The organism is Mesobacterium pallidum (genome assembly GCF_019966535.1).
GTDB classification, from domain to species: domain Bacteria; phylum Pseudomonadota; class Alphaproteobacteria; order Rhodobacterales; family Rhodobacteraceae; genus Mesobacterium; species Mesobacterium pallidum.
Genome location: NZ_JAIMID010000008.1, coordinates 145,470 through 167,281, shown reverse-complemented (window position 1 = coordinate 167,281; position 21,812 = coordinate 145,470). Strand labels below are relative to the sequence as shown.

Annotated in this window: 20 protein-coding genes; 14 read left to right on the top strand and 6 right to left on the bottom strand. The window is 68.2% G+C overall.

Features of this window, described 5'->3' with window-relative positions; all coding sequences use genetic code 11:
* Window positions 1-277 precede the first annotated feature (277 nt).
* Both MF270_RS13520 and ahcY read right to left on the bottom strand, forming a co-directional pair.
* On the bottom strand, window positions 278-619 hold the full coding sequence (locus tag MF270_RS13520) for a DUF2853 family protein (protein ID WP_238366428.1): 342 nt from the start codon (window positions 617-619) through the stop codon (window positions 278-280).
* Window positions 620-767: 148 nt separating this feature from the next.
* Window positions 768-2,156 carry an adenosylhomocysteinase gene (ahcY, locus tag MF270_RS13515; protein WP_238366427.1) on the bottom strand — a complete coding sequence of 463 codons (1,389 nt, stop codon included), beginning with the start codon at window positions 2,154-2,156 and terminating at the stop codon, window positions 768-770.
* Window positions 2,157-2,301: 145 nt separating this feature from the next.
* Here ahcY and MF270_RS13510 point away from each other — a divergent pair, with 145 nt between their 5' ends.
* Window positions 2,302-3,075 carry an FkbM family methyltransferase gene (locus MF270_RS13510; protein WP_238366426.1) on the top strand — a complete coding sequence of 258 codons (774 nt, stop codon included), beginning with the start codon at window positions 2,302-2,304 and terminating at the stop codon, window positions 3,073-3,075.
* Here MF270_RS13510 and MF270_RS13505 read toward each other — a convergent pair.
* Window positions 3,072-3,377, bottom strand: a complete 306-nt coding sequence (locus MF270_RS13505; protein ID WP_238366425.1) for a hypothetical protein — start codon at window positions 3,375-3,377, stop codon at window positions 3,072-3,074. The genes MF270_RS13510 and MF270_RS13505 overlap by 4 nt on opposite strands.
* 202 nt (window positions 3,378-3,579) lie before the next feature.
* On the opposite strand from MF270_RS13505, the gene MF270_RS13500 reads away from it, so the two are divergent.
* The 3 genes from MF270_RS13500 (at window position 3,580) to MF270_RS13490 (ending at window position 5,247) form a co-directional block, all read left to right on the top strand.
* On the top strand, window positions 3,580-4,176 hold the full coding sequence (locus tag MF270_RS13500; protein ID WP_238366424.1) for an HD family hydrolase: 597 nt from the start codon (window positions 3,580-3,582) through the stop codon (window positions 4,174-4,176).
* Entirely contained in the window at window positions 4,173-4,649 is a 477-nt protein-coding gene (locus MF270_RS13495; RefSeq protein WP_238366423.1) for a GNAT family N-acetyltransferase, read from the top strand. Before MF270_RS13500 ends, MF270_RS13495 begins: the two co-directional genes overlap by 4 nt.
* Window positions 4,650-4,719: 70 nt before the next feature.
* Complete coding sequence (locus MF270_RS13490) at window positions 4,720-5,247, top strand: hypothetical protein (protein WP_238366422.1); 528 nt, start codon at window positions 4,720-4,722, stop codon at window positions 5,245-5,247.
* A gap of 131 nt (window positions 5,248-5,378) precedes the next feature.
* Here MF270_RS13490 and MF270_RS13485 read toward each other — a convergent pair whose 3' ends face one another.
* On the bottom strand, window positions 5,379-5,957 hold the full coding sequence (locus MF270_RS13485; protein WP_238366421.1) for an ActR/PrrA/RegA family redox response regulator transcription factor: 579 nt from the start codon (window positions 5,955-5,957) through the stop codon (window positions 5,379-5,381).
* An 87-nt stretch (window positions 5,958-6,044) separates the two neighbouring features.
* Window positions 6,045-6,701 carry an SCO family protein gene (locus MF270_RS13480; protein WP_418887885.1) on the bottom strand — a complete coding sequence of 219 codons (657 nt, stop codon included), beginning with the start codon at window positions 6,699-6,701 and terminating at the stop codon, window positions 6,045-6,047.
* Between the two features lie 92 nt (window positions 6,702-6,793).
* Between MF270_RS13480 and regB the strand changes: the two genes are divergently transcribed.
* The 10 genes from regB (at window position 6,794) to hslU (ending at window position 20,739) form a co-directional block, all read left to right on the top strand.
* Window positions 6,794-8,203, top strand: coding sequence for a sensor histidine kinase RegB (regB, locus tag MF270_RS13475; RefSeq protein ID WP_238366420.1), 1,410 nt, complete (start codon window positions 6,794-6,796; stop codon window positions 8,201-8,203).
* 84 nt (window positions 8,204-8,287) lie between these two features.
* Window positions 8,288-9,856: a PAS-domain containing protein gene (locus MF270_RS13470; protein ID WP_238366419.1), complete on the top strand. Its 1,569-nt coding sequence runs from the start codon at window positions 8,288-8,290 to the stop codon at window positions 9,854-9,856.
* A 40-nt stretch (window positions 9,857-9,896) separates the two neighbouring features.
* Window positions 9,897-10,367, top strand: a complete 471-nt coding sequence (gene tsaE, locus MF270_RS13465; RefSeq protein ID WP_238366418.1) for a tRNA (adenosine(37)-N6)-threonylcarbamoyltransferase complex ATPase subunit type 1 TsaE — start codon at window positions 9,897-9,899, stop codon at window positions 10,365-10,367.
* Entirely contained in the window at window positions 10,360-11,343 is a 984-nt protein-coding gene (locus MF270_RS13460; RefSeq protein ID WP_238366417.1) for an aminoglycoside phosphotransferase family protein, read from the top strand. The genes tsaE and MF270_RS13460 overlap by 8 nt, the downstream gene beginning before the upstream one ends.
* Entirely contained in the window at window positions 11,343-12,029 is a 687-nt protein-coding gene (locus MF270_RS13455; protein ID WP_238366416.1) for a nucleotidyltransferase family protein, read from the top strand. Before MF270_RS13460 ends, MF270_RS13455 begins: the two co-directional genes overlap by 1 nt.
* Entirely contained in the window at window positions 12,016-14,958 is a 2,943-nt protein-coding gene (addB, locus tag MF270_RS13450) for a double-strand break repair protein AddB (RefSeq protein ID WP_238366415.1), read from the top strand. The genes MF270_RS13455 and addB overlap by 14 nt, the downstream gene beginning before the upstream one ends.
* Window positions 14,955-18,302, top strand: a complete 3,348-nt coding sequence (gene addA / locus MF270_RS13445; protein WP_238366414.1) for a double-strand break repair helicase AddA — start codon at window positions 14,955-14,957, stop codon at window positions 18,300-18,302. The genes addB and addA overlap by 4 nt, the downstream gene beginning before the upstream one ends.
* Before the next feature lie 65 nt (window positions 18,303-18,367).
* Window positions 18,368-18,688, top strand: coding sequence for a thioredoxin (gene trxA, locus MF270_RS13440; protein WP_238366413.1), 321 nt, complete (start codon window positions 18,368-18,370; stop codon window positions 18,686-18,688).
* Between the two features lie 123 nt (window positions 18,689-18,811).
* Window positions 18,812-19,369: an ATP-dependent protease subunit HslV gene (hslV, locus tag MF270_RS13435; protein WP_238366412.1), complete on the top strand. Its 558-nt coding sequence runs from the start codon at window positions 18,812-18,814 to the stop codon at window positions 19,367-19,369.
* 62 nt (window positions 19,370-19,431) lie between these two features.
* Window positions 19,432-20,739, top strand: coding sequence for an ATP-dependent protease ATPase subunit HslU (gene hslU / locus MF270_RS13430; RefSeq protein WP_238366411.1), 1,308 nt, complete (start codon window positions 19,432-19,434; stop codon window positions 20,737-20,739).
* A gap of 135 nt (window positions 20,740-20,874) precedes the next feature.
* On the opposite strand, the gene MF270_RS13425 is transcribed toward hslU, so the two are convergent.
* Window positions 20,875-21,798 carry an ABC transporter substrate-binding protein gene (locus tag MF270_RS13425; protein ID WP_238366410.1) on the bottom strand — a complete coding sequence of 308 codons (924 nt, stop codon included), beginning with the start codon at window positions 21,796-21,798 and terminating at the stop codon, window positions 20,875-20,877.
* Window positions 21,799-21,812: the final 14 nt, after the last annotated feature.

The window sequence follows — 21,812 nt, the reverse complement described above, 5'->3', positions numbered from 1 at the left end:
GGTCCTTGAGAGGACGAACCGGAAGGCGGGACAGAGACCGGACAGCGACAAAAAAGGAGGGTCCGGCACAGGCCGAACCCTCCTCTCACCCCGCGTGCTCCCCTACGCACCACACGCGAAACCATGATCAAAAGGGCCGGCCTTACTGGCTCGAAACTTCCCTTTTCTTACCGGCATTCGGGTCCGCCCGCAAAGGCCGAGTGCGTAAAACACGCCTAAAACGCGAACGACCCGCCGGCCGTGCCGACGGGTCGCCTTGGACAGTTCTGCGCCCGGCTCAGCCGTAGACGGCTTCCTTCCGGAAATGCTTGGTCAGCATATAATAGACCACGGCGCGGTACTTGTTGCGCTCGGACTTGCCGTAGGTCTCGACGACCGAGTTGATCGCATCCATCAGCTCGGGCCCGTCGGCAAGGCCCAGCTTTTTCATCAGGAAGTTCGTCTTGACGGTCTCAAGCTCGGCCGGCTGGCTTGACGCGACGGTCGAGGCGTCGTCGTTGTAGATCGCCGGGCCGCAGCCGATGGTGACCTTGGTCAGCAGGTCCATGTCCGGCTCCATGCCGCACTTGGTCTTGAGATCGTCCGCGTACTTGGCGATCAGCTCGTCACGTTTGCCCATTTCTGTCTCCCGGTCCCTGACATTGGGGTCTTTGCAGGCGGTTTGCCCACTGTTCAGGAGGTTAACCACTTTTCCGTGAAACGACCAAGGGTGAATGCGCCACACGCATTCACCCCCGGCAATGTGTGTCGATCCTGACTCGTCGGGATCAGTAGCGGTAATGCTCGGACTTGAACGGCCCCTCGGGCGTCACGCCGATATAGGCGGCCTGGTCGGCGCTGAGCTTGCTCAGCTTGACGCCGATCCGGTCCAGATGCAGGCGCGCGACCTTTTCGTCGAGATGCTTGGGCAGGATGTAAACGCCGGGCTGGTACTCTTCGCCCTTGGTCCACAGCTCGATCTGCGCCAGCACCTGGTTGGTGAAGCTGGCCGACATGACAAAGGACGGGTGCCCGGTCGCGTTGCCGAGGTTCAGCAGGCGCCCTTCGGACAGCAGGATGATGCGCGAGCCCGAAGGCATCTCGATCATATCCACCTGGTCCTTGATGTTGGTCCACTTGTGGTTCTTGAGGTTGGCGACCTGGATCTCGTTGTCGAAATGGCCGATGTTGCCGACGATGGCCATGTCCTTCATCTCGCGCATGTGCTCGATGCGGATCACGTCCTTGTTGCCGGTGGTGGTGATGAAGATGTCGGCGCTGTCCACGACATCTTCCAGCAGCACCACCTCGAACCCGTCCATGGCGGCCTGCAGGGCGCAGATCGGGTCCACCTCGGTCACCTTGACGCGCGCGCCGGCGCCGGCCAGCGACGCGGCCGAGCCCTTGCCCACATCGCCGTAGCCGCAGACCACGGCGACCTTGCCGGCCATCATCACGTCGGTGGCGCGGCGGATGCCGTCGACCAGCGATTCCTTGCAGCCGTACTTGTTGTCGAACTTCGACTTGGTGACGCTGTCGTTCACGTTGATCGCGGGGAAGGGCAGCAAGCCCTTCTTGTGCAGGTCATAAAGACGGTGCACGCCGGTCGTCGTCTCTTCGGAGACGCCCTTGATCGCGTCGCGGGTCTTGGTGAACCAGCCCGGGCTCTCCTTTATCCGCTTCTGGATCTGCGCCTTGATGACCGCTTCCTCGTCCGATTGCGGCACGGGGATGATGTCTTCGCCCGCCTCGGCCCGTGCCCCCAACAGGACATACAGCGTCGCGTCACCGCCATCGTCGAGGATCATGTTCGCGCCCTCGGGGAACTGGAAGGACTTGTCGAGGTAATCCCAATGCTCTTCCAGCGTCTGGCCCTTGACGGCAAAGACCGGCGTCCCGCCAGCGGCGATGGCGGCGGCGGCATGGTCCTGGGTCGAGAAGATGTTGCACGAGGCCCAGCGCACGTCGGCGCCCAGCGCCACAAGCGTCTCGATCAGCACGGCGGTCTGGATGGTCATGTGCAGCGACCCGACGATCCGCGCGCCGCTCAGCGGTTTCGACGCCCCGAACTCATCGCGGCAGGCCATCAGGCCCGGCATTTCGGTTTCGGCGATATCAAGCTCCTTCCGGCCGTACTCGGCGAGGGCGATATCCTTGACGATGTAATCCGCGGTCATGCTGGTCTCCGTTCTGGCTGATGCATGGGCTGCATCCGCCTAACATTCCTTGATTCGGCTGGCAATGTCGGGGATAAGCGTAATTGGATACCGCGACGTGAACGGCTCAGATCGACGGCGCGAAAACGGCTGGAGCAGGCCCCGGATGAGCGTGAAGACGGACCTTTCGACCCCCGTGGCCAGCCGAAGCATGCCGCGCCGCACGATTCCCGGGCTCGATTTCGACCACATGATGGTGGCCAACCGCCACGGCATCTACTGCCTGCCGACCGAATTCGCCGAGCGCGAGATCGGCATGATCCTGACCCGCGGCAAGGTCTACGAACCCGACATGCTGCATTTCCTCTGCACCCGGCTGGGGGATGGCGACATCGTCACCGGCGGCGCCTTCATCGGGGATTTCCTGCCTGCGCTCTCGGCCGCCATGGCCCCCGGTGCGCTGATCCACACGTTCGAGCCGCACCCGGTGTCCTTTGTCGCGGCCGAGACAACGCTGCGGCTGAACCGGATCGGCAACGTGCACATCTCGCCCGTCGCGGTGGGCGAAGCGCCGACGAAACTGCCGCTCAAGATCACCCGCGCGGGGTCCGGCGCCGCCATCGCCGCCGGCTCGCGCATCGTCGAGACCGCCGATGCCGGCACGATCGAGGTCGAGGTGGTGCGTCTGGACGACTTGGTCGATGCCTCGCGCCGCGTCGGGGTGCTGCATCTCGACATCGAAGGCCACGAGGCGCCGGCGCTCGTCGGGGCCGCGCGGATCCTGTCCGACAACCACCCGCTGGTGGTGCTCGAGGCGGGCAAGCCCGCCCAGCGCGCCGCCTTCCTGGACCAGCTCGAGACGCTGGTGCCCGCCGCCGCCTACCGCATCGGCGGCGTGATCGAGAACAACACGATCTTCGTGCCCACCGCCAAGCTTTAAAGCCGTGCGCCGCTGGCCCTGGTCGCCAGAGCCCCGGGCGCGCCGCCCAGGAAATCCGTGCCGGTCGCCACGACGCAGGACCGCCCGTCCGCGCCGGTGACGAGCACGGTGAACGACCCCGTCGCCTGGGACGTCCAGATCTCCATTACCTGGGTTTCATCCTGAAGGCCCGTCGCGGTCAGGCGCTCGCCGAATTCCGCCTCGAGCCGGTCCGCGATCACCGCCCTTGGCCCGCAGCTGTCGCTGGCCGCCAAAACGGACGGTGCCAGCACGACACAGGTCGTGCACAGGTATTTGAACATGGGGATACCCCCTGCTGATCTGCCTCGTTTTCGGGCGCCTTGTGGCGCCTCGTAGGCCGGCGGCATTGCCCACCGTCCGGCCCGTCATTAACCGACCAGGCAAGTTTGCGACCCATTTGTGTCAAAAGCAAGGCAATCCGCTCCGCCCTTGATGCGCGCGCGCGGCTCGGGCCATATGGCGGAAAAAACCGACAGGTGACCCATGCCCGCCCAACCCCGCGCCTGGCAACGCATGCTTTCGGGCCGCCGGCTCGACCTTCTCGACCCCACGCCGGTGGATATCGAGGTCGAGGATATTGCCCATGGCCTGGCCTTCGTCGCCCGCTGGAACGGCCAGACCCGTGGAGAGTTCGCCTATTCCGTCGCCGAACATTCCCTGCTGGTCGAAGAGATCTTTGCGCGCATCGACCCCGCCGCGCCGCCGAAATGGCGCCTGGCGGCGCTGCTGCACGACGCGCCGGAATACGTGATCGGCGACATGATCTCCCCGGTCAAGGCCGCGGTCGGGGCGGGCTACGGGCAGCTCGACGACCGGCTGACGGCGGCGATCCATATCCGCTTCGGCCTGCCCGCGCAGGTCCCCGTCAAGATCAAGAAACTCATCAAGAAGGCCGACCGCGTCTCGGCTTGGATGGAGGCGACACAGATCGCCGGCTTTTCCGAGGCCGAAAGCACCCGGTTCTTCGGCCGCCCCGATCCCGCGCTGATGGCGGGCCTCGCGATCACCCTGCGCCCCCCGGTCGAGGTGCGCGCCGATTTCACCGCCCGCCACGCGGCGCTGCTGGAGCAGATGCGATGATCATCCGCCGTGCCGGGGCCATGGACGCCCGCCCCATGACCGAGCTTCTGAACGAGATCATCGCAATCGGCGGCACCACGGCCTATATCAACCCGCGCAGGCCCGCCGAGCTGCAAGCGCAGATGGCCGAGCCCGGCGCGATCTGGCACCTGGCCGAGGCCGAGGACGGCACCCTGCTCGGCTTCCAATGGATCGCCCCGCATCCCGCCTACGGGCCGGACGTCGCCAATATCGCCACCTTCGCCCGGGCCGGCCGCACCGGCCTCGGCATCGGCTCGGCCCTGTTCGAGGCGACGAAAGAGGCCGCCCGCACCGCCGGCTTCGCCTGGATCAACGCGGAAATCCGCGCCGACAACGCAGGCGGGCTGATCTACTACCAGTCCCGCGGCTTCGAGGACCACGGCCGCATCACCGGTTACGTGATGGAAGACGGCACGTCGGTCGACAAGATCCTCAAGCGATACGACCTGTGACCCCGGCGGCTTGACCCGGCCGGGCCTGCCACCCAGACTGTGACAGGTCCGACCCTCAAAGAGGCCGCCCATGAGACATGCCCGCCTTCCGGCCTGCGCGCTGGCGCTCATCGCCTCCGCGCCTCTTGCCGACACGGCGACCTGCCGGGGCATGCGCGACGCCCTGCCGGACCGGCTCGGCCCCCTGTCCCTCGTCACCCATGCCGATGACGAAGCCACCCATCCCGGCCTAGGCTATGCCGCCCAGTTCCGCGATGCCAACAGCGGGCAGACCGCCAGCTTCTTTTTGTTCGACATGGGGCACGACGCACCGGACGCTTCCGCCACCCTCGACGCCTTCAAGTCAAGCGCCGTGGACATGAAGACCGGCAGCCTGTTCGCCCCGGTCTCGGACCTGCGGGCCTTCGAGATGGCAGAGCCTTTCCACGGATTCACCCGCGTGGCCGACGGTCGCAACGCGCGCGGCGGAGGAGAGATCCTGCTGATGGGCCTGCGTCCCGGCTGCATGATCAAGCTGCGCCTGAGCGACCCGCGTGGCCTCGACACTGCGCAAACCTCGCTCGCCCCCATCCTCGAGCCCTTTGCGACGGCCAGGTAATCCGCCCAGCCCTTCATCGTTTTGAAAATACCTCGGGGGACGGTGCCAACGGCACCGGGGGGCAGCGCCCCCCACCGGCGCGCCCATGGCGCGCTGACCCTGCGGGCCTCCGGCACACAATCGGATCAAGACTACTTCGGAGACCGCTTTGCCAGGATCCGTTGCAGCGTGCGCCGGTGCATGTTCAGCCGCCGCGCCGTCTCGCTCACGTTGCGGTCGCACAGCTCGTAGACCCGCTGGATATGCTCCCAGCGCACGCGATCGGCGCTCATCGGGTTCTCGGGCGGTGGCGGCAGCTCGTCGCCGCGCGCCAGCAGGGCATTGGTGATGTCGGTGGCATCGGCCGGTTTCGACAGGTAATCCGTCGCCCCGATCTTGACGGCCGCCACCGCCGTGGCAATCGCACCATAGCCGGTCAACACGACCACCCGGCTGTCGGGCCGCTTCTTGCGCAGCACCTCGACCACGTCGAGCCCGTTGCCATCCTCGAGCCGCAGGTCGACCACTGCAAAGGCCGGCGGCCGCGCGGTGGCGATGGCCTGGCCGGCCGCGACAGAGCCGGCGGTCTCGACCTCGAACCCGCGCTTTTCCATCGCCTTGGCGAGACGTTTCAGAAAGGGCTCGTCATCGTCGACAAGCAACAAGGACTTCTCCGGCCCGATGTCCAGATCCTGCTCAGCCACGCGTTTCCTCCGCCCCGACGCCTGCATATTCAGAAACTATTATCCAACGGGGGCTTGAGGGTCAAACCCCCCGCGATCACAAGCTGTGATCACGCGCCCCGATGCCCACCCCGGTCACGACGCCGCGTCGATGAAACACGCCGTCCGCTCGGCCATCTGCTCGGGCGTGATCTCGCGCTTGAAGAAATCGACGAACCCCGTCCCCGGCAACACCAGGTAGGTAAAGGTCGAATGGTCGACGAGGTAGAACTCCTCCTCGCCGTTCTCGCCCTTGTGGCTCTTGTAATAGGTCCGGTAGGCCTTGCTGGCCGCCGCGACCTGGCTTGCCGAGCCGGTGAGGCCGATCATCCGGTCCATCTCGAACGCCGCATTGAGGTTCTCGGCGAACTCGCCCACTTCGCGCGGGCCGTCCCGGTCGGGATCGACCGAGATGAAGACCGGCTGCACGTCATAGCCCTGCTCGGCCAGCAGCGCGGTGGCCTCGGCGTTGCGGGTCGTGTCCATCGGGCAGACATCCGGGCAGAAGGTATAGCCGAAATAAAGCAGCGTCGGCTTTGTGATCACGTCGGCATCGCTCACCGTCTCGCCGGCGGCATTCACCAGTTCGAACGGCCCGCCGATATCGGCGCCGGTCTGCCCGCCGCCGCATTGCGCGACGCCGTCGCCGCCGAACCCCAGCGCCGTGCGCACGGCGGGCGAGGTCGCGGCAAACAGCAAGACCAGCAGCGTGACCAGCAACGCGCCGGCGATGATGACGAGTGTACGTGCCACGTAAGCCTCCTTGACCGTGCCCGGCCCTTGCAAAAGTCTTCCCTGACCTAGCAACTGTACCCCGAACCTCAAGCGAGACAAAGGCGCGCACCATGGCGGATGTCCGGACGGATCCCGAGTTTGACCTGATGATGGGCCGCAACCGCGGCAACTGGATCCGCCTGCGCACCATGATCCTGCTGCGCTGGGCCGCCATCGTCGGCCAGCTGGCCGCGATCTTCGTGGCCTCCCGCTTCTACAACCTGCAGATCGAGGTCGGCCCCTGCCTGCTGGTGGTCGGCATCGCCGTGGTCGGCAACCTCGTGGCGATGTTCATCTTTCCCGAGACCAAGCGCCTGTCCGAGATCGAGAACTTCGCCACCGTCCTCTTCGACCTGCTGCAATTGTCGCTGCTGCTGTTCCTGACCGGCGGGTTGCACAACCCCTTTGCCATCCTGCTGGTCGGTCCGGTCACGGTGGCGGCGACGGCGATGTCCACCAGGTCGATCCTGCTGATGAACGCCGTCGCCATCACCATCGTGACGCTGCTGGTGATCTACCACCTGCCGCTGCGCACCGAACTGGGCTACGAGATCCGCATGCCGTCGATCTTCGTCTTCGGCAACTGGGCGGCGATCATCATCGCGCTGGTCTTCCTGTCGGTCTATTCCAACCGCGTGACCTCGGAAATGCATGCCATGGCCGACGCCCTGACCGCGACGCAGATGGCGCTGGCGCGCGAGCAGAAGCTGACCGACCTCGGCGGTGTCGTCGCGGCCTATGCCCATGAACTCGGCACGCCGCTGGCGACGATCAAGCTGACCTCGGCCGAGCTGATGGAAGAGCTCGACGACCGCCCCGAGCTGGCCGAGGACGCGGCGCTGATCCGCGCCCAGGCCGACCGCTGCCGCGACATCCTGCGGTCGATGGGCCGCGCCGGAAAGGACGACCTGCACATCCGCCAGGCCCCGCTGATGGAGGTGATCCGCCTCGCCGCCGAGCCGCATATCGACCGCGGCAAGCTGATCCGGTTCGAGGAAAATCCCGACCCCGCGCTGGCCGACGCCCAGCCCTCGGTGCTGCGCCGGCCCGAGATCATCCATGGCATCCGCAACCTGGTCCAGAACGCGGTCGATTTCTCGAAATCCCAGGTCTGGGTCGAGGCCGCCTGGACCGCCGACCGCATCACCCTGCGCATCATCGACGACGGGCCGGGCTACCCGCAACACGTCATGGGGCGCATCGGCGATCCGTTCATGGCGCGGCGCCGCTCGGGCACGCGCGGCAAGGCCCGGCCGGGCTACGAGGGGATGGGCCTTGGCCTCTTCATCGCCAAGACGCTGCTGGAACGCACCGGGGCCGAGCTGAGCTTTGCCAACGGCTCGGACCCCTTTCTCGACCCCGCCGAACGGGCCGAACGCTCGGGCGCCATCGTCGAGGTGACCTGGCCCCGCGACCGCATCGACGCCCGCCAGGGCCCGAATGCGGTGCCCCTGGGCGAGAACCAGCTGATCCTTCCCTGACCGGCACGGTTTTCCACCGGTCTTTAAATTTTGTTAACCAGCGCGGGTCTAGGCTCGGCGGAAGCCCACCTAATTGCGGATTCCATGTCTGGCCTCTCAACGCTGCTTCTTGTCCTTGGCTCCAGCGCCGTCACGGCGGCCCTCGCCCTGACCCTCATGCGTCGCTTTGTCGGGGCAGAGGCCGGACCGGCCGGGGCGGAGGCAAGCCGCGGCCTGCTCACATTCGTGCTGTCCGGGCGCAAGGTGCTGGATTGTTCGCCGGCGGCCTACGACCTGATCGCCACGTCAGACCTGCTGCCCGACATCCCTGCGCGCGCCGACATTGCGACCTGGGACTCCGTGCGCGCCGTCCTGCTGCCTCGCTTTGCCGGCATCGCCGACATCGACCCGGACATGCCGCCGCTGGACCGGGTCGTGCTGCGCGCCGCCGATCCGCTGGACAGCGGGCTGCTGATCGTGGACCCCGGCCGCAAGTGGATGCGCCTCACCGTCGAGGAGCCCGATGCCATGGTTGCCGACCGGCACCGGCTGGTGCTCACGGAGACCCAGCTGAAATCGCGCGACAAGATGCTGCAGATGGCCCCCTACCCGATCTGGCAAAGCGATGCCGAAGGGCGGATCCTGCAGGCCAACCCGGCCTATATCACCCTGACCCAGATCGCCGGCACCGGGATGGAAGGCGGGCGCCCCGCGCGCATCTTCGACCTGGCGCTGGGCACCGCGCCCGACAAGCAGCAGAACCGCGTCCGCATGGCCGATGCGGAGGGCGGGCTGCACTGGTTCGACATCTGCTCGACCCCGATGGGCGACACCTGGATGCACCATGCGGTCGACATCAACGCCGTGGTCAAGGCCGAGCTGCAGCAGCGCAACTTCGTGCAGACCCTGACCAAGACCTTCGCGCATCTGTCGACAGGCCTCGCCATCTTCGACCGCAACCGGCAGCTGGTGCTGTTCAACCCCGCGCTGGTCGACCTGACCGCGCTGCCCATCGACTTTCTCTCGGCCCGGCCCGACCTCAGCAGCTTTTTCGACCGCATGCGCGACAAGCAGATGATGCCCGAGCCCAAGAATTACGCCGAATGGCGCACCAAGCTGACCCGGATGATCGCGGATGCCGCCGCCGGCCAGCACCTCGAGACATGGACGCTGCCCTCGGGCCAGACCTACCGCGTCACCGGCCGGCCGCATCCCGACGGTGCCATCGCCTTTTTGTTCGAGGATATCTCGGCCGACATGTCGCTGACCCGCCGTTTCCGGTCCGAGATCGACCTGGGCCATGCCGTGCTCGACACGCTGGAAGAGGCGATCTGCGTCTTTTCCCGCCACGGCGTGCTGGTCTACTGGAACAAGGCCTACACGATGCTGTGGCAGACCGACACGCATGACACCCTGGCCGAGGTCGACATCCTCAGCAGCTCGCGACACTGGCAGAAGCTGAGCGCGCCGTCGCCGGTCTGGGGCGAGCTGCGCGATTTCGCCCGGAACACGGGCGTCCGCGCCGGCTGGACGGCCGAGGTCACGCTGGCGACCGGCGAGCGTCTTGACTGCCGCGTCGTGCCCCTGGCGGGCGGCAAGACGCTGATCGGCTTCCGTCCCGAAAGCGCCGCCCTGGCCGCGCAGCTGACCGAACGGCCGACCCTGCGCGCCTGACCCCACTTGCAGCGCGGGGCTGGGCGGGTAATGTCCCCCCATGTCGCAGACCAGCCGCACGATCCACCTCGCCTCGCCCGATGCGACCTGCCGCCTGGCCGAACGGCTGGGCGCGACCCTGGCTGCGGGCGACGTGCTGCTGCTCTCCGGCCCCGTCGGCGCCGGAAAAAGCCATTTCGCCCGTTGCCTGATCCGGTCCCTGCTGCGGACGCCCGAGGATATCCCCTCGCCCACCTTCACTCTCGTGCAGACCTACGAAACTTCGGCTGGGGAACTTTGGCATGCCGATCTCTACCGTTTGTCGGACGGAGGCGAGATCGAGGAGCTGGGCCTGGCCGAAGCATTCGACACCGCCATCGCGCTGGTCGAATGGCCCGACCGCCTGCCCGAACCGCCCGCGCAGGCGCTGTCGATTGCCTTCGCGCCGCTGGACGACCCCGAGGCGCGGAACGCGACGCTGACCTGGACCGACCCGCGGTGGGACCCGCGGCTGGAGGGCCTCGATGCCTGATCGCAGCGCGCTAATGGACGGGTTTCTCGCGGCCGCCGGCTGGGCCGAGGCTCGTCGCGAAGCGCTGGCCGGCGACGCCTCGGCCCGGCGCTACATCCGTCTCTATCACGGAGAAATGCGCGCGATCCTGATGGATGCCGACCCCGCGACGGGCGAAGATACCCGTCCCTTCCTCCGCATCGCGCGGCACCTCGCGGGCCTCGGCCTGTCGTCGCCCGCGATCCTCGCCGAGGAGCCCGAGACCGGCTTCCTGCTGCTCGAAGACCTGGGCGACGGCCTTTTTGCGCGCCTCTGCGAAGGCGATCCCTCGTCCGAGCCCATGCTCTACGAAGCGGCCGCCGAGATGCTGCACCAGCTGCACCAGGCACAGCCGCCCGATCTCGTGCAGGCCACCCCCGCCCTGCTGGCGCAGATGCTGGACCCGTTCTTCGACGCCTACCTGCCCGCCATCGGCGCCAGCGTCGACCGAATGGCCGTGCACCAGGCCATGCTGACCGCGCTCATGGCCCATGCGGACGACACCTCTGTCCTGGTCCTGCGCGATTTTCACGCCGAGAACCTGATCTGGCTGCCGACCCGTGACGGGACCCGCCGCTGCGGCCTGCTGGATTTCCAGGACGCGCTGGCCGGCCACCCGGGTTATGACCTGATCTCCCTGCTGCAAGATGCCCGCCGCGACGTATCGCCTGCCGCGAACGAGGCCGCGCTGACCCGTTACATCACCCTTTCGGGCCGGGACAGAGACACATTCCTCGCCAGCCTCGCCACGCTCGGCGCCCAGCGCAACCTGCGCATCCTCGGCATCTTCGCCCGCCTCGCACAGGCGCGCGGCAAGCCCGGCTACATCGACTTGGTCCCCCGCGTCTGGTCCCACCTGCAAGCCGACCTCTCGCACCCGGCGCTCGCCGCCCTGCGCGGCGCGCTCGCCGGACTGCCCGCGCCGACCTCGGACATCCTTGCCCGGATGAGGCCCTGATGCCCGATACCGTCATGCTTTTCGCCGCCGGGTTCGGCACCCGCATGGGCGCGCTGACCGCGGACCGGCCGAAACCGCTGATCCCGGTCGCGGGCCAGCCGCTGCTTGACCACGCGCTGCGGCTGACCGACCAACCCTTCATCACCCGCCGCGTGGTCAATGCGCATTACCACGCGGACCAGATCGAACGGCACCTCGCCGGGCGCGACGTGGCGGTCAGCACCGAGCGGCCCGAGATCCTCGACACCGGCGGGGGCCTGCGCGCCGCGCTGCCGCTGACCGGGCCGGGGCCGCTCTTTACCATGAACACGGACACGGTGTTTGACGGGCCTAACCCGCTGGGCTGGCTGCGTGACGCCTGGCAGCCGGACCGCATGGACGCCCTGCTGATCCTCATCGACCCGGCCAGGGCACTGGGTCGCAAGGGCGCGGGGGATTTCGACCTGGACGGCCAGCGCCTGAAACGCGGCACGCAGTGGATCTACGGTGGCATCCAGATCCTCAAGACGGACGGGCTGGCCGCGATCCCCGACCGCGCCTTTTCGCTGAACCGCCTCTGGGACCAGATGGCGTCGCGCGGCCGCCTCTGCGGGCTGCCCTATCCCGGCCGCTGGTGCGACGTCGGCCACCCCGAGGGCATCGCCCTGGCCGAGAGCCTGCTGCGAGGCGCCGATGTTCAAGACTGACGGCCCCCGCGTCTTTGGCCTGCCGCCCGGCGTCGATTTCCCCGCCGCGCTGGTAGCCGGCCTGCGCGCCCGGCTTGCCGGGCAGCCGCCGCTGGCCATGGCGCGCGTCCGGCTGGTGGTCAACACGACCCGCATGGCCCGGCGCCTGCGCGAACTTTTCGACGACGGCCCCGCCGCGCTGCTGCCGCGCATCCACCTGGTCACCGACCTGTCGACCCTCGCGCAGTTTCCCGATCTGCCCGCGCCGGTCTCGCCCCTCCACCGGCGGCTTGAGCTGGTGGACCTGCTGTCCAAGCTGCTCGACCAGGCGCCCGACCTCGCCCCCCGCGCCGCGCTGTACGACCTGGCCGACAGCCTCGCGCGGTTGATGGACGAGATGCAGGGCGAAGGCGTCCCGCCCGAGGCGATCGCCGCCCTCGACGTGACCGACGAGTCGGGCCATTGGCGGCGGGCGCAGCAGTTCCTGTCCATCGTCCAGCACTACTTCGAAGACACGCATCCCGCCCCCGATGCCCAGGCCCGCAGCCGTGCGCTGGTTTCCCGGCTGGCCGCGCTCTGGCAGGACGCGCCGCCGCCGGACCCGGTGATCGTCGCCGGCTCCACCGGGTCGCGCGGCACGACGCTGGCGCTGATGAAGGCGGTGGCCGCCCTGCCCCAGGGCGCGCTGGTTTTGCCGGGGTACGATTTCGACATGCCGCTGGCCGGGTGGGACGACCTGCAAGGCGCGCTGACCGGCGAGGACCACCCGCAATACCGCTTTCGCCGCATCGTGGACGAGCTTGGCATCGGCCCCGCCGACGTCCAGCCCTGGAGCGATGCGACGCCCCCTGCCCCCGCCCGCAACAAGGCCCTGTCGCTGGCCCTGCGCCCCGCGCCCGTCACCTCGTGCTGGCTGGCCGAGGGGCCGCATTTGCCCGCGTTGGAGCCTGCCTTCGCCGACGTCACCCTCGTCGAGGCCCCGAACCGCCGGGCCGAGGCGTTGGCCATCGCGCTCCGCCTGCGCGCCGCGACCGAGGCGGGCGTGACCGCCGCGCTCATCACCCCCGACCGGCTGCTGGGGCGTGAGGTGACGGCCGCGCTCGACCGCTGGGCGATCCTGCCCGACGATTCCGGCGGCACGCCGCTGCACCTGACCGCGCCCGGCCGCTTCCTGCGCCATGTTGCGGCGCTGATGACCGGCGAGACGCAGGCCTCGGCCCTGCTGGAGCTGCTCAAGCACCCGCTGACCCACACCGGGCAGGATCGCGGCCCGCACCTGCTGCTGACCCGCGACCTCGAACTGCATATTCGCCGCAAGGGCATGCCCTACCCGACCCGCGAGACGCTGCACGGCTGGGCGCTGAAGCACCGCGAGAAACACGAGGATGACCGCGTGGTCGGCTGGGCCGCCTGGGTGGCCGAGACAATGACGGCGCTGGTTTCTGCCCCCGCCCCGATGGAGGCGCTGATCGACCGCCACATCGCCCTGGCCGAGCGCATCGCGGCCGGGCCGGACACCCTGGACACGGGCGAGCTTTGGCTGAAAAAGGCCGGAACAGAGACGCATCGGCTGATCCAGCACCTGCGGGACAGCGCCGGGCTGGTGGCCGGGATGACCCCGCGCGACTACGCCGATTTCCTTGGCAAGCTGCTGCAATCCGAACAGCTGCGCGACCGCGACGCGCCCCGGCCGGACGTGCTGATCTGGGGCACCCTCGAGGCACGGGTCATGGGCGCGGACCTCTTGATCCTCGCCGGGCTGAACGAAGGCACCTGGCCCGAGATGCCCAGCCCCGATCCCTGGCTGAACCGGCGCCTACGGCACCAGGCGGGGCTGCTGCTGCCCGAACGGCAGATTGGCCTCTCGGCGCATGACTTCCAGATCGCCGCCTGTGCGCGCGAGGTCTGGCTGACCCGGTCGCTGAAATCCGACGACGCGGAAACCGTGCCCTCGCGCTGGCTGAACCGGCTGTCGAACCTGCTGAATGGGCTGCCCGACCTCGGTGGCCCCGAGGTCATGACCGCGATGAAGACGCGCGGCGAACACTGGCTGGCCCAGGCCCGCGCGCTCGAGACGCCTCTCAGGACCGCTCCGGCCCGGCGCCCCTCGCCCCGACCGCCTGTCGAAGCGCGGCCGAAGGACCTGTACGTCACGCAGATCCGCGACCTCGTGCGCGACCCTTACAAGATCTACGCCCGCAAGGTGCTGCAGCTCTATCCGCTCGACCCGCTGGACCAGGCGCCCGACGCGCTCTTGCGCGGGATCGTCATGCATGACGTGCTCGAGGCCTTCATCCGCCAGGCGATGGCGGATCGCGACCACCTCTCGGTCGCGCGGCTGCTGGACCTCCTGGCGACCAAGCTGGACGACGACATTCCCTGGCACACGACCCGCGCGCTGTGGCAGGCGCGGCTGGCGCGGGTGGCCGAGCGTTTCGTGACCGAGGAACAGGGCCGGCTGATGCGCGGCACGCCCGCGCTGTTCGAGGCGACGGGCGGGGCAGAGCTGGCGGGGATGGAGTTCACCCTCAAGGGCCGCGCCGACCGGGTGGACGTGACGCCGGGCGGGCAGCTCAGGATCTACGATTACAAGACCGGCACGCCGCCCACGGTCAAGCAGCAGAAGACGCTGGACAAGCAGCTGCTGCTGCTCAGCGCCATCGCCGAACGCAGCGGCTTCAGGGACCAGCCGCCCGCCCCCGTGGCCGAGGCGCTCTTCGTCACGCTCAGCGCGTCCGCCAGCAACGTCGAGGCGCCGCTGGACGAGATGCCGACCGGTGTGGTGTGGGAGGAGCTGACGCGCCTCATTCGTCACTATTCCAGCCCGGAACAGGGCTATACCGCCCGCCGCGCCATGGTGAACGACAGCGACACGGGCGATTACGACCACCTCGCGCGCTTTGGCGAATGGGACGTGACCGACCCCGCCGATCCGGAGGATTTCGCATGAGGGATGCCGCCAGCGAACGCCAGGTCCGGGCGGCCCGGCCGGACGTGTCCACCTGGCTGTCCGCCAACGCGGGGTCCGGCAAGACGCGGGTGCTGACGGACCGCGTGGCGCGGCTGCTGCTGAACGGCGTCTCGCCCGACAACATCCTGTGCCTGACCTACACCAAGGCCGCCGCCTCCGAGATGCAGAACCGGCTGTTCAAGCGGCTGGGCGAATGGGCGATGAAGCCCGATGCCGCCCTGCGCGAGGAGCTGGCCAAGCTCGACGCCGCGCCGAAAGATGCCGATGGGCTGGCCGAGGCGCGCACGCTGTTCGCCCGCGCGATCGAGACGCCGGGCGGGTTGAAGATCCAGACGATCCACTCGTTCTGCGCGGCGCTGCTGCGGCGCTTCCCGCTCGAGGCGCAGGTCTCGCCGCAGTTCACCGAGGTGGAAGACCGCGCCGCCGCCCTGCTGCGTGCAGAGATCGCCGAGGACATGGCCGCCGGCCCCGAGGCCGCGCTGATCCGCGACATGGCGCGGTACCTGACGGACGAGGATTTCGACCGCATCACCGCCGGGATCGCCGGCCGGTCGGATGCCTTTCGCAAGCCCGTCGACCCCGAGGCGCTGAACGACCTGTTCGGGCTCAGCTCGAACATGACCGAGGAAGGGCTGGCCGAAGACGTCTTTCGCGGCGATGAACGCGAGCTGATCGACCGGTTGATCCTGGCGATGCGCGGAAGCGGTCCCCAAGACCAGAAGGCGGCCGCGAAACTGGCAACGCTGGGCGCGCTCGACCTCTCGGCCCTGCCCGTTCTCGAAGGTACCTTCCTCACGGGGGCCAGCGCGAAATCGCCGTTTTCCGCCAAGATAGGGTCTTTTCCGACCAAGGCGCTGCAAAACGGCCCACTGTCGGACGTCATGCCCGACGTGGACGATTTCATGCAGCGGGTCGAGGAGGCGCGCGTGCAGCGCATGGCCCTGCAAGCCAAGCGCCAGACCCTTGCGCTGCACCGCTTTGGCCATGCCTTCGTCACCCGCTACGAATCCGCCAAGCAGGCGCGCGGATGGCTCGATTTCGACGACCTGATCCAGAAGGCGCGCGACCTCTTGCGTGACCCGGCCGTGGCGCAATGGGTGCTCTGGCGGATCGACGGCGGCATCGACCACATCCTCGTGGACGAGGCGCAGGATACCTCTCCGATCCAGTGGGAAGTGATCCAGCTGCTGGCGCAGGAATTCACCTCGGGTCAGGGCGCGCGGGACGACGTGGAGCGCACGATCTTTGTCGTCGGCGACAAGAAGCAGTCGATCTATTCCTTCCAGGGCGCCGATCCGCGCGAGTTCGACCGCATGCGGGCCCATTTCCAGGAGCGGATCACCGCCCTTGGCCAGCCGTTCGAGGCGACGGAGCTGGAATATTCCTTCCGCTCGGCCGAGGCGATCCTGCAGGTGGTGGACGAGACCTTCCGCGGCAAGGCCGAAGCCGGGTTCGGCGGGTCGCTCCACCGCGCCTTCAAGTCCGAGATGCCGGGCCGCGTGGACCTTTGGCCGCCGGTCGAAAAGGCGGGCACCGAGGAAGACGGCGACTGGACCGACCCGGTCGACCGGCTGGGCGTGCAGAACGAAAAGGTGGTGCTGGCCGACAGCATCGCCGCGCGGATCGAGGCGATGATCGGGCGCGAGGCGATCCCGGTCGAGATCGGCCATTCCGGCCAGTACGAGATGCGGCCGGTGCGCGCCGGCGACATCCTGATCCTGGTCCAGCGGCGCAGCGACATCTTCAAGGAGCTGATCCGCGCCTGCAAGGCCCGCCAGCTGCCCATCGCCGGGGCCGACCGGCTCAAGGTCGGGGCGGAACTGGCGGTGCGCGACCTGGGTGCGCTGCTGTCGTTCCTGGCCACACCCGAGGACGATTATTCGCTGGCCGTGGTGCTGCGCTCGCCGCTCTTCGGCTGGACCGACCGGCAGCTGTTCGAGCTGGCCCATGGCCGCAAGGGCTATCTCTGGGAAGCGCTGCGGGCGCGCGATTGCCCCGAGTCAGAGACGATTCGCGACCTGTTGGGCCAGACCGACTTCCTGCGCCCCTTCGACCTGATCGAACGGATCCTGACCCGGCACGAGGGTCGGCAGAAACTGCTGGGCCGGCTGGGGCCCGAGGCAGAGGACGGCATCGACGCGCTGCTGACGCAGGCGCTGGCCTTCGAGCGGGGGAATATCCCCAGCCTCACCGGGTTCCTTGGCTGGATGCAGACCGACGATTTCGAGATCAAGCGCCAGATGGAAAGCGCCGGCGACCGCATCCGCGTGATGACGGTGCACGGGTCCAAAGGGCTCGAGGCGCCGATCGTGATCCTGCCCGACACCGGCCAGCGCAAGCGCGATTACAAGGGCTCGATCCTGCCCGGCGATCCGGCCCTGTGGAAGGTGCGCGCCGCCGACCAGCCCGCCGCGATGCAGGCGCAGATCGCGGCCTTGCTCGAGGCGCAGGATGCCGAAAGCGAGCGGCTGCTTTACGTCGCCATGACGCGGGCCGAGAAATGGCTGATCGTGGCGGCGGCGGGCGAACTGGGCAAGGACGGCCGCGCCTGGCACGACCGCATCCGCGAGGGGATGGAGGCGCGCAATGCCCTGCCCTTCGAGACCCCGACCGGCCCCGGCATCCGCTACGAGACCGGCGATTGGTCGCTGCCGAAATCCGCCGAAAAGCCTGTAACAGAGACTGTTTCGGCCCCGCTCGACCCAGTCTTTACCCGCCCAGCGCCTGCGGCAATTGAAAAGCCCAAAACCCTCAGCCCCTCAGACCTGGGCGGCGCCAAGGCGCTGCCCTCGGAACAGGGGCTGGACGAGGACGCCGCGAAGCGCCGCGGCGCGCTCCTCCACCGTCTGCTCGAACATCTGCCGGGCCAGCCGCGCGACACCTGGGAGGCCTTTGGCGAGACCATCCTGCAGACAGGCGAAGACCCCGCGACCGAAGCCGAGATCCCCGCCCTTCTGGCCGAGGCGATCCGCAACCTCGACGCGCCCGAACTGGCGCCGATCTTCGGCCCGGACACGCTGGCCGAGGTGCCGATCACCGCCAGCCTCGGCGGCCGACGTATCCACGGCATCATCGACCGACTCATCGTCACCGACGACCATGTGCTGGTGGTCGATTTCAAGACCAACGCCGCCGTCCCCGAGACGCCCGAGGCGACCCCCGACGGGCTCCTGCGACAAATGGGGGCATATCGCGAAGCGCTGGCGCAGATCTGGCCAAGTACCGAGATTCGCACGGCGATCCTCTGGACGGCCAGTGCCACGCTCATGCCGCTGCCACACGATCTGGTGACGCAGGCCCTGGCCGACACCAAGATACCTTGACCCTGTCTAGGCCAGTGCCTACCTTCCGGCTCCAAGCTGACCCATATCCTTCCAGGAGAACCGCCATGTCCACCGTCGCCGTGACCGACGCCACCTTCGACGAAGAAGTGAAAAACTCCGACGTGCCCGTCGTCGTCGATTTCTGGGCCGAATGGTGCGGTCCCTGCCGCCAGATCGGCCCGGCCCTGGAAGAGCTGGCCAAGGAATACGGCGGCAAGATCAAGGTCGCCAAGGTCGATGTCGAAGAGAACCCGATGACCGCCGCCGCCCTGGGCGTGCGCGGCATCCCCGCGCTCTTCATCTTCAAGGACGGCCAGGTCGTGTCGAACAAGACCGGCGCCGCGCCGAAAGCCGCGCTGCAAAGCTGGATCGACTCGGCCGTCTGAGCCGCGACCCATCGCGTTTCGAAAGGGCGTCCCGACCGCGGGGCGCCCTTTGCGTTTCCGCCCCCGCCCTTGTTCCCCGGCGCCGGCACGGCCATATAGCCCCCTGAACGAACGGAGAGCGACATGGCAGAGAGCGATTTTCCCGGCTGGCACGGCACGACCATCATCGGCGTCAAGAAGGGCGGCGAGGTGGTGATTGCCGGCGACGGACAGGTCAGCTTGGGCAACACCGTGATCAAGGGCACCGCCCGCAAGGTGCGCCGGCTCAAGCCCGGCGGCTATGACGTGGTGGCAGGCTTCGCCGGCTCGACCGCCGATGCCTTTACCCTGCTGGAACGGCTCGAGACCAAGCTCGAGGCGACGCCGGGCCAGCTGACCCGTGCCGCCGTGGAGCTTGCCAAGGACTGGCGCACCGACAAGTACCTGCAAAAGCTCGAGGCGATGCTGATCGTCACCGATGGCGAGACGCTGCTGGTCATCACCGGCGCCGGCGACGTGCTCGAGCCTGAACATGACGTGACCGCGATCGGGTCGGGCGGGAACTATGCGCTCGCCGCCGGTCGCGCGATGATGGACACGGACAAGGACGCCGAGACCGTCGCGCGCGAGGCCATGGCCATCGCCGCCGACATCTGCGTTTTCACCAACGGCAGGCTCACGGTCGAGAAGATCGGCAAGTAACGCCGCGCGCACTGCATGATACCCGCCGCAGGCCTGGTCCCGCGGCCGCACGAGGACATCCCATGACCGACCTGACCCCCCGCGAAATCGTCTCGGAACTCGACCGGTTCATCATCGGCCAGAAGGACGCCAAGCGCGCCGTGGCCGTGGCCCTGCGCAACCGCTGGCGCCGCAAGCAGCTGAGCGATGACCTGCGCGACGAGGTCTATCCCAAGAACATCCTGATGATCGGCCCCACCGGCGTCGGCAAGACCGAGATCTCGCGCCGGCTGGCGAAACTGGCCAAGGCGCCCTTCATCAAGGTCGAGGCGACCAAGTTCACCGAGGTCGGCTATGTCGGCCGCGATGTCGAGCAGATCATCCGTGACCTGGCCGACGCCGCCATCGTCCAGACCCGCGAGTACATGCGCGAGGAGGTGAAGGCCGGCGCCCAGAAGGCGGCCGAGGATCGGGTGATCACCGCCCTCGCCGGCACCGATGCCCGCGAAGGCACGCGCGAGATGTTCCGCAAGAAACTCCGCTCGGGCGAGCTGGACGATACGGTGATCGAGCTCGAGGTGACCGAGCAGGCCAATCCGTTTCCGACCATGGACATTCCCGGCCAGCCGGGCAGCCAGATGGGGATGATGAACCTTGGCGACATCTTCGGAAAGGCCTTCGGCCAGCGCACCACGCGCAAGTCGATGACGGTCGCCGAAAGCTACGACGTGCTGGTCAGCGAAGAGGCCGACAAGCTGCTGGACGACGAGACGGTGAAGACCGCCGCGCTGACCTCGGTCGAGCAGAACGGCATCGTCTTTCTCGACGAGATCGACAAGGTCTGCGCCCGGGCCGAGGCGCGCGGCGGCGACGTCAGCCGCGAGGGCGTGCAGCGCGACCTGCTGCCGCTGATCGAGGGCACGACGGTGTCGACCAAGCACGGGCCGGTCAAGACCGACCACATCCTCTTTATCGCATCGGGCGCCTTCCACATCGCCAAGCCGTCGGACCTACTGCCCGAGTTGCAGGGCCGCCTGCCGATCCGGGTCGAGCTGCGCGCCCTGACCGAGGGCGATTTCGTCCGCATCCTGACCGAAACCGACAACGCCCTGACCCGCCAGTACACCGCGCTGATGGGGACCGAAGAGGTCACGGTCGATTTCACCGAAGACGGCATCGCCGCGCTCGCCCGCATCGCGGCCGAGGTCAACGGCAGCGTCGAGAACATCGGCGCCCGGCGGCTTTACACGGTGATGGAGCGGGTGTTCGAAGAGCTGTCCTTCACCGCGCCCGACAAGGCCGGGGAAAGCGTCACGGTCGATGCGGCTTTCGTCGAGAAGAACCTCGGGGAGCTGACGCGGAACCAGGATCTCAGCCGCTACGTGCTGTGATGCGGTGTGCCGTGGGAGGCCAGCCCCCCACACCCCCCGGAGTTTACAGGCACAATGAAGGACGGATCCCCTGCTTCATTGTGCCACTAAACGCCCGCCGGAGGCATCCCGACCTTCTGGCTGGGCGCCGAAGGGTCAGGCCATCCACCAGCGTTCGGCCAGGCGCGCATTGTCGAGCGGCCAGAGGTTGCCCATGACCCGCGGCAGGGCGAGCCGCTCATGGGCCGAGACAACGTAATCGGCGAAGGGCGGCAGCGAGACCTGCTCGGGCACGCCCGGGTAGGGTTGGCCGGTTACGATGCGCGACGAGACGGCGCGCGCCTCGGCCTCGCCGTCGATCACGTCGACCTGGCGGTTGGCCAGCGCCTGTTGCGCGGCATGTCCGTCCAGGGCCCGGATCTCGATCTCGTCGAACCAGCCGGCCGTCTCGCCACGGTCATGATCGCGCACACGGCGCGCCTCGAGCCGGCCTTCGGCGAGCCGTTCGGTCCGGTAGAGCCCCGTGCCGATGCCCTGCGCCATGGCGCCCGTGATGTCGTCGCCGGGGTAGATGACCAGGTGGTAGTCGGACAGCAGGTAAGGGAAATCGGCATCCGGCGCGTGCAGCGTGACGTCGAGCGCGTGGCGTCCGCGCGGCTGCATGGACGCGACGCGGCGCATCACTGCCCAGCCAGCCGTCCCCGGCCCGTGCAGCGCGAGCGAGGCGATCACGTCCGTCGCCTCGAGCGGTTTGCCGTTGTGGAACATGGCATCGCGGCGCAGCTCGAGCGCCCAGCGCGTGGCGCCGTCGAGGGCCTCCCAGCGGGTGGCGAGTTCGCCGCGCAGGCTGCCATCGGGCGCGACCTCGGTCAGCGTGTCGAAGACCGCGCCGGCACCGCAGACCGCCATGGCAAGGCCCCAGGGCCGGCGCGCATCCCAATCGGTCGCAGTTCCGCCCGACACGCCCGCCCGCAAGAGCCCGCCGCGCTTGGGCCGCGCGCCGACCGGCATGCCAGCCCCGGCAAAGGCCGCGGCGAAGGCGCCTGTCGTCAGCAGTTTGCGTCGGTCGATCCGGGTCATGCCACCATCCTGAT